We start from the raw sequence: 14,350 nt of genomic DNA, 5'->3' as shown, positions 1-14,350 counted from the left end.
TTATCAAAATTAATTCTCGTAAACTAGGTGACCATTGACATAGACGTCTTGAACATCGGCCGCCTCCGTCTGATAAAGCAGCCGTTCAAAGACATCCTGCGTCGAAAGCGCAGTAAAACTAGGGTGTGCGCGAACAACCTGTAAGTCCGCCCGATAGCCGGCTTTGATCTGCCCGCTCTTGATGTTAAGGGCCCTGGCCCCGCCGACCGTAGCCAGGTAAAAGGCGTTAGTTACCGTGATCCGGGATGTAGCAACGCCCCGCTCGCTTGCCGGTTGATTGCTATCAACACCATCCTCTAGCATCCGGGAAGACTTCACTGCCTGACGAATATTATGGTAGAGACTCGGTGTGTAACCACCTGAAATATCAGATCCCAGTCCTAGCCGATTCCCATTTTTCAATAGGTAATGTACTGGCAAAACTCCATTGCCAAAATAGGCATTTGAGATCGGGCAATGTGTCAGCGCGGTCTGTCGTTCTTTCAATAGCTCCATGTCTTCATGTGTTAACTGAGTACCGTGGGCCATCACCGCCCGATGGGTCAGCAAGCCAAAGTAATCCAGCGTCGCAGCATCGTGCATACCAAAGTGATCGATGGCGTACTGGCTCTCCCAGTTACTCTCGCTCACGTGGGATTGGATCGGCAGGTCGTACTTGGCTGCCAGTCTCCCCAAGCCCGCCAGTGTTTGAGCCGTACAGCTGGGCACGAAGCGTGGTGTGATTACCGGCGTCACCAGTTCGTCGGCCCTGGCCGTTTCTTGAACATGCTGAATAAAGTCTTCACTCGCCCGCAAGGCCGCCGCCGGTGAAGCATCGCGGTAGTATTCCGGCGTCTCTTCAGGATTGTCCATGGTCACCTGTCCGATGAAGCCTCGCAACCCCTGCCGACGACACTGGGCCGCCAGCTCTAGGTTGGCGGCCACGTGGATGGTGCCAAACATCATTGCCGTTGTGGTCCCGTGAGCCAACAGGGTGTGAACAAAGTCCTGGTAGACCCGCGCCGCGAAGTCACGGTCGCTAAACTTGGCCTCCAGGGGAAAGGTGTAGTGGTTGAGCCACTCCTCTAGTGGCCGATCCAAGGCCAACCCCGCCTGCGGCCACTGGGGTACGTGAACGTGAAGGTCAATAAAGCCGGGCAAAAGGTACTCGCCCTTGGCAAGCTCTCTTAGCTGGTCCGCCCCCTTGGCTGCTTGCCGAACCCGCTCGAAGTCCTGGTCGTCCGGGGTCAGCACCCGCTCGATCCAGCCGTGCTCATCGATGACCACCAAGCAGTCCGCCAACGCCTGAACGTGATCGACATCCAAAGCGGTAAAGGCCGGTCCGTGAATAATCAATTGCTTCACTCCCTCGTTTCATTTTCTGTAGTCTAACACGAACATTAGATGATGTAAATAATCATTTATTCGTTAATAATTGCTTTTTAAGTCCCCAAGGAGGTAAAAGGTTCAACTATTTTTTAAAAGAAAAAAGACCGGCATTCACCGATCTTTTTTAACGGTTTAAGCAACCAGATTAGTCGTTGCCCTTACCGTTCTTCTTAATAATATCTTCTTGGATTGACTTCGGCACTGGTGCGTAGTGGTCGAAGGACATCGTGAAGGTACCACGACCCTGGGTAGCAGACCGCAGAGCAGTAGCGTAACCAAACATTTCTGACAGTGGAACGTAGGAGTGGATCTGTTGAGCGTTACCACGTTCTTCCATCCCTTCGATGGTCCCACGACGAGCAGTAACCTGACCCATAACGTCACCCATGTTGTCTTCTGGAACAACAATGTCAACCTTCATGATAGGTTCAAGGATTACTGGGTCAGCCTTCTTAGCAGCATTCTTCAGAGCGAGGGATGCGGCAACCTTGAAGGCTGCTTCACTAGAGTCGACTTCGTGGTAAGAACCATCGTAAAGCTTAGCATGCATGTCAACCAGTGGGTAACCGGCCAGCACACCGTTTTGCATAGCTTCCTTCAGACCTTGTTCAACAGCTGGGATAAATTCACGTGGAACAACCCCACCGACAATGGCGTCTTCGAATTCGAAGCCCTTACCTTCTTCCAGTGGCGTAAATTCGATCCATACATCACCGTATTGACCCTTACCACCAGACTGCCGAACGAACTTACCTTGGGCACTAGCCGTCTTGGTAAATGCTTCACGGTAGGAAACTTGTGGCTTACCAACAGTAACTTCGGCGTGGAATTCACGACGCAGACGTTCAACAATGATGTCCAAGTGCAATTCACCCATCCCGGCGATCAGCGTTTCACCAGTTTCAGGGTTGGTTTCAGCCTTGAAGGTTGGGTCTTCTTCAGCCAGCTTTTGCAGACCACGGTCCATCTTGTCCTGGTCGGCCTTGGACTTAGGTTCAACGGAAACCTGAATAACTGGGTCAGGGAAGTCCATGGATTCAAGTTGCAGTGGGTGATCTGGGTCGGTCAGGGAGTCACCAGTACCGGTGTTCTTCAGACCGATGGCAGCGGCGATATCACCAGAGAATACTTCTGGAATTTCGTGTTGCTGGTTGGAGTGCATCTGCAGCAGACGACCAACACGTTCACGCTTGCCCTTGGTAGCGTTCAGAACGTAAGAACCAGATTGCAGAGAACCAGTGTAAACCCGCAGGAAGGTCAGACGACCAACGAATGGGTCGGTAGCAATCTTGAAGGCCAGGGCAGCGAATGGTGCCTTGTCGTCGGCCTTCAGTTCAACTTCGTTCCCATCTTCATCGTGGGCAACGTATGGCTTAACGTCCAGTGGTGATGGCAGGTAGTCGATAACGGCGTCCAGCAGCATCTGGATACCCTTATCCTTGTAAGCAGAACCAGCCAGAACTGGGTAGAAGTCTTCGTTCAGGGTACCCTTACGGATAGCAGCCTTCATTTCATCAACGGAAACTTCATCACCGTTCAGGTACTTTTCCATGATGGTGTCGTCAACGTCAGCCAGTGTTTCAAGCAGTTGGTCATGACGCTTTTCGGCTTCATCCTTCATGTCAGCTGGGATTTCATCGGTGTCCCAGTTAGTCCCCAGCTTATCTTCGTCGTAAACGTAGGCGCACATCTTAACCAGGTCAACAACACCCTTGAAGTCGTCTTCAGCACCAATTGGCATTTGGATTGGCAGCGGAGTAACGTTCAGACGATCCTTGATCGTTTGAACGGAGTAATCAAAGTCCGCACCAATCTTATCCATCTTGTTAGCGAAGATGATCCGCGGAACGTTGAAGTCGTCGGACTGACGCCAAACAGTTTCGGTCTGTGGTTCAACCCCGGCCTGGGCGTCCAGGATAACGATCGCACCATCCAGCACCCGGAGTGCACGTTCAACTTCGACAGTGAAGTCAACGTGTCCTGGGGTATCGATAATGTTGATCCGGTAATCCTTCCAAACGGCAGTGGTGGCAGCGGACGTGATAGTGATACCACGTTCCTTTTCTTCATCCATCCAGTCCATTTGTGAAGCACCATCGTGGGTTTCACCAATCTTGTGAATCTTACCAGTGTAGTAAAGAACCCGCTCAGTAGCAGTCGTCTTACCGGCATCAATGTGGGCTACGATCCCGATGTTACGGGTCTTATTAAGAGGGTATTCACGCTTGTTAGCCATCTTGTAAGTGTATCTCCTTCCGTACAATTAAATCGTCATTTTTAGAAAAAGGGATGACGATCATTCAGTAATAACGTCACCCCTTAATTGTAACCTGCTAAGCAGCTGGTTTCAATCGACAGTGATTACCAGCGGTAGTGTGCGAAGGCCCGGTTAGCTTCAGCCATCCGGTGAGTGTCTTCACGCTTCTTAACAGAAGCACCAGTGTTGTTGGAAGCATCGATGATTTCACGGGAAAGCCGTTCTACCATCGTGTGTTCCCCACGCAGCCGTGCGTATTGAACAATCCAACGAAGACCTAAAGTAGTCCGCCGGTCTGGACGAACTTCGATCGGAACTTGGTAGTTGGAACCACCAACACGACGAGCCTTAACTTCCAGTACAGGCATAACGTTTTCCATTGCTTGTTGGAAAACTTCAACTGGATCGTTGCCAGTTTCTTCCTTGATTTGGTCAAAGGCAGCGTACAGAATCTTGGTAGCAGTTCCGCGCTTACCATCAACCATCAAGTGGTCGATTAAGCTCGTAACCAGCTTTGAGTTGTACACTGGATCTGGTAAAATTTCACGCTTTTGTACATGTCCTTTACGTGGCATTACTTAACTCCTCCTTAAAATTACTTCTTCGGCTTCTTGGCACCGTACTTGGACCGTGACTGCATCCGGCCTTCAACACCGGCAGTATCCAGGGTACCACGGATGATGTGGTAACGAACCCCAGGCAAGTCCTTAACACGACCACCACGGATTAAGACAACTGAGTGTTCCTGCAGGTTGTGACCAATACCAGGAATGTAAGCAGTAACTTCGATCAGGTTGGAAAGACGTACACGGGCGTACTTCCGCAGAGCTGAGTTAGGCTTCTTAGGAGTCATCGTTCCGACACGGGTAGCAACCCCACGCTTTTGCGGTGATGGAGTCTTAACTTCTTCCTTCTTAAAAGTGTTGTAAACATAGCCCAGAGCTGGTGACTTTGACTTGCCACGGTGGCTCTTACGGCCCTTACGTACCAATTGGTTAATGGTTGGCATAATTTTTCCCCTTCCTTGATTTAAGTCCACACATCCAGGCGGTTCTTTTTTGAAAATAAAAAAATGACTGGATGAATATTAGATTGTCGTGCCTTCATTGACGCACAGTCTGCCCAACGACAGACACTCCGTTGCTAAAAAAGCACCTTCAATAGACTATCACGTCCCCTGGGGAATGTCAACGCGAGACAGCAAAATTTAATTTAATGCTTTTGGCGCTTTTTGCCGTACTAATCTAGTAGGAGGAATTTTTATGCTTATCCAATCACTTTTTATTGTCCTTGCGACTTGTATGGCATCCTTTGTTAATCTCTGCGCCTACCGGCTGGGCCAAGGGCAGTCTCCGCTCTCACCTCACCGTTCTTATTGTGAGCACTGTCGACGTGAACTTTCCTGGTGGCAGCTGCTTCCGATCCTTGGCTATCTTTTTCAGGTTGGACGCTGCCGCTTTTGTCGCCAGGCGATCAATCCCTATTGGCCACTTAGCGAAGCCGGGTGCGGTCTCTTAATGTTTTGCTGCAGCGGTACGGGCATCCTCCACAACGCCCTCGTCCTCATTTTTCTGATGACGCTGCTCTTCATCGCCACCACTGACCTCCTCTACCAGGTTCTCTACCCACTCAGTTTGCTCGGTCTCACTCCCCTGGCAGGTCTGTTGCCGGATTGGCACTGGCTAGCATTGAGCGACATCCTGATTGGTACCTGCTTTCTCATCCTGATCGGTTTACTGACCCTGCCCCGCCACGGGATGGGCAGCGGCGACTTGATGTACCTGGCCGTTATCTTCTTTTTCTTTGGCTGGTATCAAGGTGCGCTTCTCTTACTGAGCGCCTGTTTGCTAATTCTTCCCTGCTTTGCTCTTGCCCGTGCTTCAATCCGTCTTCCTTTTTTACCAGCCCTTTGTCTGGCTACCATTCTCGTCTTGCTTTTTAGCCCATGAAGAAAAAACCGCCCCACAAGCGGAGCGGTTAGTCCTATTGGTCCTTTGTTTCATCCTCATCCGGCACGATTTTCACCAGGAAGAGGTTATGCCCAAAGCGGGCCAGGTTTTCAATGTTTTGCAATAATAAGAGGAGCCAGGAAAAGGCCAGGCCGAATTCCAAAAGCTCAAAAGCAGTCAGCGAAAGATAGTCGCTGAGCTTAAAGAAGATGTAGCCTAGGCCCATCAAAGCGCCCATGATGTAGGACAGGATCAGAAACTGGCGGGTTACTTCCGGCAAAATCCAGCGTACCAACACGATAATGATCAGCATAATGTAGACCAACCACATCGAGATCCGATCGTGAAGAACGTGGTACTGCGGGTCATTAGGGAAAAGACCAATCGCGGCTACGCAAGCCGACAGCATATAGAGCAGCCAGCGGAGCACCAGGACTCGCTTGCCCTTGTAGTGCTTCTGAACGTTAACGAATAGATAGTCTACTAACACCATCATCAGCAAGCCGGAGAAGATCAGGGTGACGTTGAATTGAAGATTAGCCGAATTCTGCGCCGTTCCCAGGAAGCTGAAGTTGTGCTTCCACCAGTCCCGTGACGAATTCGTCAGCATCGAAAAGAGCATCCCCCCGATGATCATGATCGTAAGCAGGTTGGTTACCACGCCCGAGGTCAGGGTCATGGCCAGATTGATCATGATGTAATTGACCCCGGCATCAATTACGAAGAGAAAGAAGGTCGACGTGTAGAGGTCAAAGCGGGCATCCATAAACATCTGCCCAAGCAGCCAGAAGACCGCCGTAAAAGAGAACAGCATGATCAATCCACAGGCAATTGCCAGCGGCGGCAGGCTCCGCCAGTAAAAATCCTTGGCCGGTCCCGTTTTACGCAGCTTTTCGATCACGAAGGTCGCCACAAAGGTTACTAAACCAGAGACGACCCCCAGGACCAGGGCACCGTTGGCCAGTGAATAGTCACTGCCGGTCAGTGGCACCGCACCATGATAGTTAATCGAGCGGAAAAACAGGTAGAAGACTACCGTCATGATGGCCGCCGGGAGGGCATACCACCAAAAGCTGATCTGGGGCAGCTGGTCAATCACCCGTGCCGGACGCAGATCGAGCTGCTTGTGGTTAACGCTCAGGGCCAGCTGATCACCAGGTTTAAAATCCGTTTGTTCCAGAGCTGACTCAGGAATCTCAATTTGATATTTTTTAGTCAAAGAAACACCTCACGTTATAAGTGAGTGGGAAATAACCATCAAAGTGGGACCCTAGCCTAGGACGGGAGTCGGCGCTGAAGGCGTCGGCTTTCGTCCGTAGCTAGGCACTAGTCCCACGGTTATTTTCCACGTTATCAAAAAAAGAGGCTGGGATAATTCCCCAGCCTCTTTACTTGTCCACAAGCTTAGTTTTGCTTGTCTTCCTCTTTCATCTTGGCTTCTAAGTCCTTGATGGAGTAAGCAGCAACACTAACTTCCTTTGGCTTAATGTTCCGGTAAGTTGGCATCCCTGTCCCAGCAGGAATGATCTTCCCAATGATAACATTTTCCTTCAGGCCGACCAGTGGATCGTTCTTGCCACGAATGGCAGCATCGGTCAGGACCCGCGTGGTTTCCTGGAACGAAGCAGCAGACAGGAAACTGTTGGTCTCCAGAGCCGCCTTGGTGATTCCGAGGATCAGTGGACGAGCCGTGGCCGGAATTCCACCGGCGTAGAGAGTCTTCTTGATGGCATCACGGAATTGACCAATGTCCATCGTCTGACCAGGCAACAGATCGGTGTCACCAGGATCCATGACCCGAACCTTACGCATCATCTGCCGAATCATGATTTCAACGTGCTTATCCAGCAGGTCAATCCCCTGCATCCGGTAAACGCCCTGAACCTGAGCCAGCAGGTAGGTTTCAGTAGACAGAACGTCACGAACCTGAATCAGTTCCTTTGGATCAATGGAACCAACGTTCAGTGCGGTTCCACGGTGAACAAAGTCACCTTCAGCGACTTCCATCCGGGCCGTAATTGGCAGGGTGTAAGTCCGCGTGTCGGTTTCACCCTTGATGGTAATGTCCTTAGTCCGTTCAGCTGGGTTTTCTTCGATCGATTCAACTGCCCCGGTAACTTCGGTAATCGTTGCACGACCCTTTGGATTCCGGGCTTCAACAATTTCCTGCACACGAGGGAGACCTTGAGTGATATCTTCGTTGCCGGCAACACCACCAGTGTGGAAGTTCCGTAAGGTCAGCTGGGTACCTGGTTCACCAATTGACTGAGCGGCAACTGTCCCAACGGCTTCACCCATTTCAACCCGGTCACCGGTAGCAGCGTTCCGGCCGTAGCAACGTTCACAAACACCGTGTTCAGTGTTGCAAGTAAAGACAGAACGAATCGTCACCTTCTTGACACCAGCATCAACGATCTTCTGTGCCATTTCTTCGTCAATCAGAACGTTCTTGCCGACGATCTTTTCGCCAGTCTTTGGATCAAAGACGGACTTCATCGTGTAACGACCCATGATCCGGTCGTACAGTGGTTCGATCATTTCGTTCCCATTGGTAATGGCGGTTACTTCTAGACCACGGTCAGTCCCACAGTCCTTTTCACGAACAACCACGTCCTGGGCAACATCAACCAGCCGTCGGGTCAGGTAACCTGAGTTGGCGGTCTTCAGGGCGGTATCGGTCATCCCCTTACGAGCACCGTGTGAGGACAGGAACATTTCCAGGACGGACAGCCCTTCATAGAAGTTGGACTTAACAGGCAGTTCCATGATCTTACCGTTTGGTGCGGCCATCAGACCACGCATTCCGGCCAGCTGGGTAAAGTTGGAGATGTTCCCACGGGCACCGGAGTCGGACATCATGTTGATTGGGTTGTGGATATCCATGTGCTCAATCAGCTTGTTTTGAACCTCGTCCTTGGCGTCGTTCCAAGCACCGATAACCCGTTCGTACCGCTCGTCGTCCGTAATCAGACCACGGCGGAACTGCTTGGTGATCAGGTCAACCTGCTTCTGGGCCTTGTCCAGGATTGCTGGCTTTTCAGGCAGATCGTGAATATCGGACATCGCGGTCGTCAGGCCAGAAATAGTGGATTCGTAGTAACCAAGGTCCTTGATCCGGTCCAGGAACTGGGAGGTCTTCGTAACCTTGTATTGCTTGTAAACTTCGGCAATCAGGTCGGATAAGAAGCCCTTCTTGAATGGTGGAACCAGTGGAGCATTCTCCAAGTATTCGTGAATGTCCTCACCAGGGTTTAAGAAGTACTTATCATCCACACCGTCGTGAATGTTAGCGTCAGTTGGTTCGTTGATGTAGGCGAAGTCCTTTGGCATGATCCGGTTGAAGATCAGCTTACCAACGGAGGTTACCATGATCTTGTTCCGCTGTTCGTCAGTAAATGGCTTGTCAGGGAATGAGGAAACCTGAACACCAACCCGGGTCTGCAGGGAAACGTAATCGTTCCGGTAGGCCATTTCGGCTTCGTCGGTGTTCTTGAAGATCATTCCTTCACCTTCACGACCCTTATCTTCAGTGGTCATGTAGTAGTTACCGATAACCATATCCTGAGATGGGGCCACGATTGGTTCACCGTCACGCGGACTCAGAATGTGGTGGGCAGCCAGCATTAAGAGACGTGCTTCCGCCTGGGCTTCGTCGGACAGCGGCACGTGAATGGCCATCTGGTCACCATCGAAGTCGGCGTTGTAGGCGGTACATACCAGCGGGTGCAGACGCATTGATTTCCCGGAAACCAGGATTGGTTCAAAGGCCTGAATACCAAGCCGGTGCAGAGTAGGTGCCCGGTTCAGCAGTACTGGGTGTTCCTTGATGACGTCTTCCAGAACATCGAAGACATCGTCGTCCCGGCGGTCAATCTTGCGCTTGGCAGCCTTAACATTAGCGGACAGGCCCCGCTTAACCAGTTCGTGCATGATGAATGGCTTGAAGAGTTCCAGAGCCATCGGAACCGGCAGACCCATTTGGTTCATCTTCAGGGATGGACCAACATCGATAACGGAACGACCAGAGTAGTCAACCCGCTTCCCAAGCAGGTTTTGACGGAACCGACCTTGCTTACCCTTGAGCAGGTGGGACAGGGACTTGAGCGGACGATTACCAGGACCGGCCACTGGACGACCCCGCCGACCGTTATCGATCAGGGCGTCAACGGCTTCCTGCAGCATCCGCTTTTCGTTTTGAACGATGATTCCAGGAGCTTGCAACTTCAGCAGGCGCTTCAACCGGTTGTTCCGGTTGATAACCCGCCGGTAGAGATCGTTCAAGTCGGAAGTAGCGAACCGGCCACCTTCCAGCTGAACCATTGGACGCAGGTCCGGTGGCATAACTGGAATAACGTCCATGACCATCCATTCCGGTTTATTGCCGGACTTAATGAAGGCTTCCAGGATGTCCAGACGCCGGATGGCCCGGGTCCGCTTTTGACCCGTGGCTTCCTTGAGCTCTTCCTTCAGTTCATTAGCTTCCTTTTGCAGGTCAACGTCGGCCAAAAGCTTCTTAACCGCAGCGGCACCCATCTCAGCAGTGAAGCGGTTGCCGTATTCCTGCTTCTTTTCACGGTAGTCCGCTTCGGAAAGCAATTGCTTCTTTTCCAGTGGAGTGTCACCAGGATCCAAAACAACGTAGGAAGCGAAGTAGATAACTTCTTCCAGGGAACGTGGGCTCATGTCCAATACCAGACCCATCCGGCTTGGGATTCCCTTAAAGTACCAGATGTGGGAAACCGGGGCAGCTAATTCGATGTGGCCCATCCGTTCACGACGAACCTTGGAACTAGTAACTTCGACACCACAACGGTCACAAATCCGACCCTTGTAACGAATCCGCTTGTACTTACCACAAGCACACTCGTAGTCCTTAGTTGGGCCAAAGATTCGCTCGTCAAACAGACCCTGCTTTTCCGGCTTTAAGGTCCGATAGTTGATCGTTTCTGGCTTCTTGACCTCACCATACGACCAGCTACGGATCTTATCTGGAGAAGCCAGACCGATCTGCATGCTTTCAAATTTATTGACATCAATCAAAGGATGTTCCTCCTTATTTCAGTAAATCTCGGTTGAAGAACGGTTAGTCTTACTTTGTTTTATCTTCAGTCTTTGATGCAGATGAGGCCTTTGCAGCGTCCTTCTTCTGACTGTCGGCATTATGCTGCTCGGCATACTTAGCCAAGGCATCGACACTGACAACTTCAGAGTCATCTTCATCCATGTTCTTTAATTGAACTTCCTTGTGGTCACCATCCAAGACCTTCATGTCCAGACCAAGTGCTTGCAGTTCCTTGACCAGCACACGGAATGATTCTGGAACACCCGGCTTTGGAATTGGCTGACCATTGATGATCGCATCGTAGGTCCGAACACGACCAACGGTATCATCGGACTTGTAAGTCAGAATTTCTTGGAGAGTGTAGGCAGCCCCGTAAGCTTCGAGGGCCCAAACCTCCATTTCACCAAACCGCTGACCACCGAACTGGGCTTTCCCACCCAGTGGCTGTTGCGTAACCAGTGAGTAAGGACCAGTTGAACGGGCGTGGATCTTATCGTCAACCATGTGAGCCAGCTTCAGGTAGTGCATGGAACCAACGGCAACCCGGTTTTCAAATGGTTCACCGGTTCGGCCATCGTAAAGCACGGTCTTCCCGTCTTCAGGGAACCCGGATTCACGAACGGCGTCCCAAACATCCTTGTCGGTGGCACCATCAAAGACTGGCGTTGCCATGTGAATACCAAGACGCTTAGCAGCCATCCCCAAGTGCAATTCGAGCAGCTGCCCGATGTTCATACGGGATGGCACACCCATTGGACTCAGCATGATGTCAATTGGCGTCCCGTCTGGCATGTATGGCATATCTTCTTCAGGCACAACGATGGAAACAGTACCCTTGTTACCGTGACGACCGGACATCTTGTCACCAACCTGGATCTTCCGCTTCTGGGCGATGTAGACCCGAACCATGGTGTTAACACCTGGTGACAGTTCGTCCCCGTTTTCACGGGTAAAGATCTTAACGTCCTGGATAATTCCGCCACCGCCGTGAGGAACCCGCAGTGAGGTATCACGAACTTCACGGGACTTTTCACCAAAGATGGCGTGGAGCAGCCGTTCTTCTGCGGACAGTTCCGTCATTCCCTTTGGCGTCACCTTACCAACCAGGATGTCGCCGTCGTGCACTTCAGCACCGACACGAACAATTCCGTCTTCGTCCAGGTCCTTCAAAGCGTCGTCACCGACGTTTGGAATTTCACGAGTCATTTCTTCAGGCCCCAACTTGGTTTCCCGAGCTTCGGACTCGTAGGACTCGATGTGAATGGACGTGTAAACATCATCCTTAACAAGGCGTTCGCTAATAGCGATGGCATCTTCGAAGTTGTATCCTTGCCAAGTCATGAAGGCGATCAGTGGGTTTTGACCCAGGGCCAGTTCACCCTGTTCCATTGATGGACCATCGGCTAAAACGTCATCAGCGTCAACGTGCTCGCCGACCTTGACGATTGGCCGCTGGTTGTAGTTCTTACCACCGTTAGAACGACGGAATTTCATCAGCTTGTAAGTGTCTAAGGAGCCATCGTCTTCACGAACCCGTACTTCACGGGCATCAACGTATTCAACCGTTCCTGGCTTCTTGGCAATCATGGCTACCCCAGAGTCATGGGCTGCCTTGTAGTCAATCCCGGTACTTACCAGTGGCGCGTGCGGGTTAATCAGAGGAACCGCCTGCCGCTGCATGTTAGCACCCATCAGGGCACGGTTGGAGTCATCGTTTTCAAGGAATGGAATACATGCGGAAGCGACGGAGACAACTTGCTTTGGAGAAACGTCCATGTAATCGACGTTTTCAACACTAGTTTCAACGTATTCATCCTTGTCACGGGCCATAACTTGCTTGTCAACAAATGAACCATCATCAGTTAATGGCGAGTTGGCCTGAGCAATCACGAAGTTATCTTCTTCGTCGGCCGTTAAGTAATCGATCTTGTCAGTAACCTTGTGGGTCTTCCAGGAAACACGCCGGTATGGGGTTTCAATGAAGCCGTACTTGTTAACACGGGCGTAGGAAGACAGACTGTTGATCAGACCGATGTTTGGACCTTCAGGCGTTTCGATTGGGCACATCCGGCCATAGTGGGTGTAGTGCACGTCCCGGACTTCATAGCCGGCCCGGTCACGAGTTAAACCACCAGGACCCAGGGCGGACAGACGCCGCTTATGGGTTAATTCACCCAGCGGGTTGGTCTGGTCCATGAACTGGGACAGCTGGGATGAACCGAAGAATTCCTTGATGGAAGCTACCACTGGCCGAATGTTGATCAGCTGCTGTGGCGTCACGGTGTCAGGATCTTGAATTGACATCCGTTCACGAACTACCCGTTCCATCCGGGCAAGCCCAATCCGGAATTGGTTTTGCAGCAATTCACCCACGGAACGAATCCGCCGGTTACCCAAGTGGTCGATATCATCGGTGGAACCAATGCCTTCTTGCAAGTTGAAGAAGTAGTTCAAAGAAGCCAGAATATCGGCTGGTTCGATGTGCTTGTATTCCAATGGAATGTGACCATTGCCGATGATTGGCACAACGCGGTCAGGGTCAGTCTTGGAGTAAACCAGGACCTTCTGCAGCTTAACCGGGTCGGTTACAACAGCTTCGTCGGATGGCGTGTAGGTAACCATCTTGAAGTCATCGCGGTCCAGGTATGGTTCCAGCTTCTTCAGAACTTCCTTGGTTACCGTGTCGCCCTTTTGTGCCAGCACTTCACCAGTGTCTGGGTCCGCCAGAGTTTCTGCCAGGGTTTCACCCAGCAGCCGGTACTTGAGCATCAGCTTCTTGTTGGTCTTGTAACGGCCAACCGGAGCCATGTCGTAACGCTTTGGATCAAAGAACCGCGCCGTCAGAAGGTTCCGAGCGGAGTCAGCGGTCTTTGGTTCACCTGGACGCAGACGTTCGTAAATGTCCTTTAAGGATTCCTCAACCCGGGAATCCTCAGCGTTCTTGTGGACATCCTTGTCCAAGGTCAGTGACAGGGTTTCGCTGTCACCACCGAACATGTCGATGATTTCATCGTCGGAACCGAAGCCCAATGCCCGAACCAGTTCGGTCATTGGCAGCTTCCGCGTCCGGTCGATCCGGACGTAGGAAACGTTCTTGGCGTCGGTTTCGTATTCCAGCCATGCACCACGGTTTGGAATAAAGGTTGCCCCGTAACTTGGCCGGCCGTTCTTGTCGGTCTCTTCATTATAGTAGACACCTGGGGAACGAACTAATTGGGAAACAATTACCCGCTCGGCACCATTGATAATGAAGGTCCCCTGATCAGTCATCAGTGGGAAATCCCCAAAGAAGACGTCTTGGGACTTGATTTCGCCAGTTTCGTGGTTAGTAAGACGCAGGGTCACGTGCAGTGGTGCAGAATAGTTTGCATCGTGTTCACGCGCTTCGTCAATCGTGTACTTTGGTTCTAAAAGTTGATAGTCGACGAATTCCAGGGAAAGCTTTCCTTGGAAGTCATCAATTGGCATAATGTCATCAAACATTTCCCGCAGCCCTTTATCCATGAACCACTTGTAAGAGTCGGTCTGGATTTCAATCAGGTTAGGCAACTCGAGAACTTCTTTAATCCGGGAGTAACTACGACGGGTACGGTGCTTACCGTATTTTACTAAATGTCCGGCCAAACTGTTCACCTCTCTAATTTGTTGGGTGAGCCATTTCCAAATATTACATTTTGATTACAATTTCACCAAAATCCAACTTTTGGGCAAAAA

8 protein-coding genes and 1 pseudogene are annotated in these 14,350 nt (G+C 51.2%); 2 read left to right on the top strand and 7 right to left on the bottom strand.

Annotated elements, in window-relative coordinates:
• Positions 1-9: 9 nt before the first annotated feature.
• From OCT58_RS00430 to rpsL, 4 genes are all read right to left on the bottom strand, one after another.
• On the bottom strand, positions 10-1,344 hold the full coding sequence (locus OCT58_RS00430) for an amidohydrolase family protein (protein ID WP_267200845.1): 1,335 nt from the start codon (positions 1,342-1,344) through the stop codon (positions 10-12).
• A 169-nt stretch (positions 1,345-1,513) separates the two neighbouring features.
• The gene (fusA, locus tag OCT58_RS00425; protein ID WP_267200844.1) at positions 1,514-3,604 is read right to left on the bottom strand and encodes an elongation factor G; all 2,091 of its coding nucleotides are present in this window, start codon (positions 3,602-3,604) and stop codon (positions 1,514-1,516) included.
• A gap of 125 nt (positions 3,605-3,729) precedes the next feature.
• Positions 3,730-4,200: a 30S ribosomal protein S7 gene (gene rpsG, locus OCT58_RS00420; protein WP_267200843.1), complete on the bottom strand. Its 471-nt coding sequence runs from the start codon at positions 4,198-4,200 to the stop codon at positions 3,730-3,732.
• Positions 4,201-4,220: 20 nt separating this feature from the next.
• Positions 4,221-4,634: a 30S ribosomal protein S12 gene (gene rpsL / locus OCT58_RS00415; RefSeq protein ID WP_267200842.1), complete on the bottom strand. Its 414-nt coding sequence runs from the start codon at positions 4,632-4,634 to the stop codon at positions 4,221-4,223.
• 253 nt (positions 4,635-4,887) lie between these two features.
• Between rpsL and OCT58_RS10445 the strand changes: the two are divergent.
• Together OCT58_RS10445 and OCT58_RS00410 are read left to right on the top strand one after the other, a co-directional pair.
• A pseudogene (locus OCT58_RS10445) lies at positions 4,888-5,142 on the top strand (prepilin peptidase); the annotation flags it as partial.
• Positions 5,143-5,574 (top strand): prepilin peptidase, encoded by a 432-nt coding sequence (locus OCT58_RS00410; protein WP_267200841.1) that lies wholly within the window; start codon positions 5,143-5,145, stop codon positions 5,572-5,574.
• Positions 5,575-5,608: 34 nt separating this feature from the next.
• Here OCT58_RS00410 and OCT58_RS00405 read toward each other — a convergent pair whose 3' ends face one another.
• The 3 genes from OCT58_RS00405 to rpoB form a co-directional block, all read right to left on the bottom strand.
• On the bottom strand, positions 5,609-6,793 hold the full coding sequence (locus OCT58_RS00405) for a DUF998 domain-containing protein (RefSeq protein ID WP_267200840.1): 1,185 nt from the start codon (positions 6,791-6,793) through the stop codon (positions 5,609-5,611).
• A gap of 185 nt (positions 6,794-6,978) precedes the next feature.
• A complete protein-coding gene (gene rpoC, locus OCT58_RS00400) occupies positions 6,979-10,614 on the bottom strand; it encodes a DNA-directed RNA polymerase subunit beta' (protein ID WP_267200839.1) in 3,636 nt (1,211 codons plus the stop codon).
• Between the two features lie 49 nt (positions 10,615-10,663).
• Complete coding sequence (rpoB, locus tag OCT58_RS00395) at positions 10,664-14,269, bottom strand: DNA-directed RNA polymerase subunit beta (RefSeq protein ID WP_267200838.1); 3,606 nt, start codon at positions 14,267-14,269, stop codon at positions 10,664-10,666.
• Positions 14,270-14,350 lie beyond the last annotated feature (81 nt).

It is taken from the genome of Limosilactobacillus kribbianus, from assembly GCF_026413145.1.
Classification (GTDB): domain Bacteria; phylum Bacillota; class Bacilli; order Lactobacillales; family Lactobacillaceae; genus Limosilactobacillus; species Limosilactobacillus kribbianus.
Note: the sequence above shows the minus strand (reverse complement) of the source record. Positions and strands in the feature narration are given on the sequence as shown.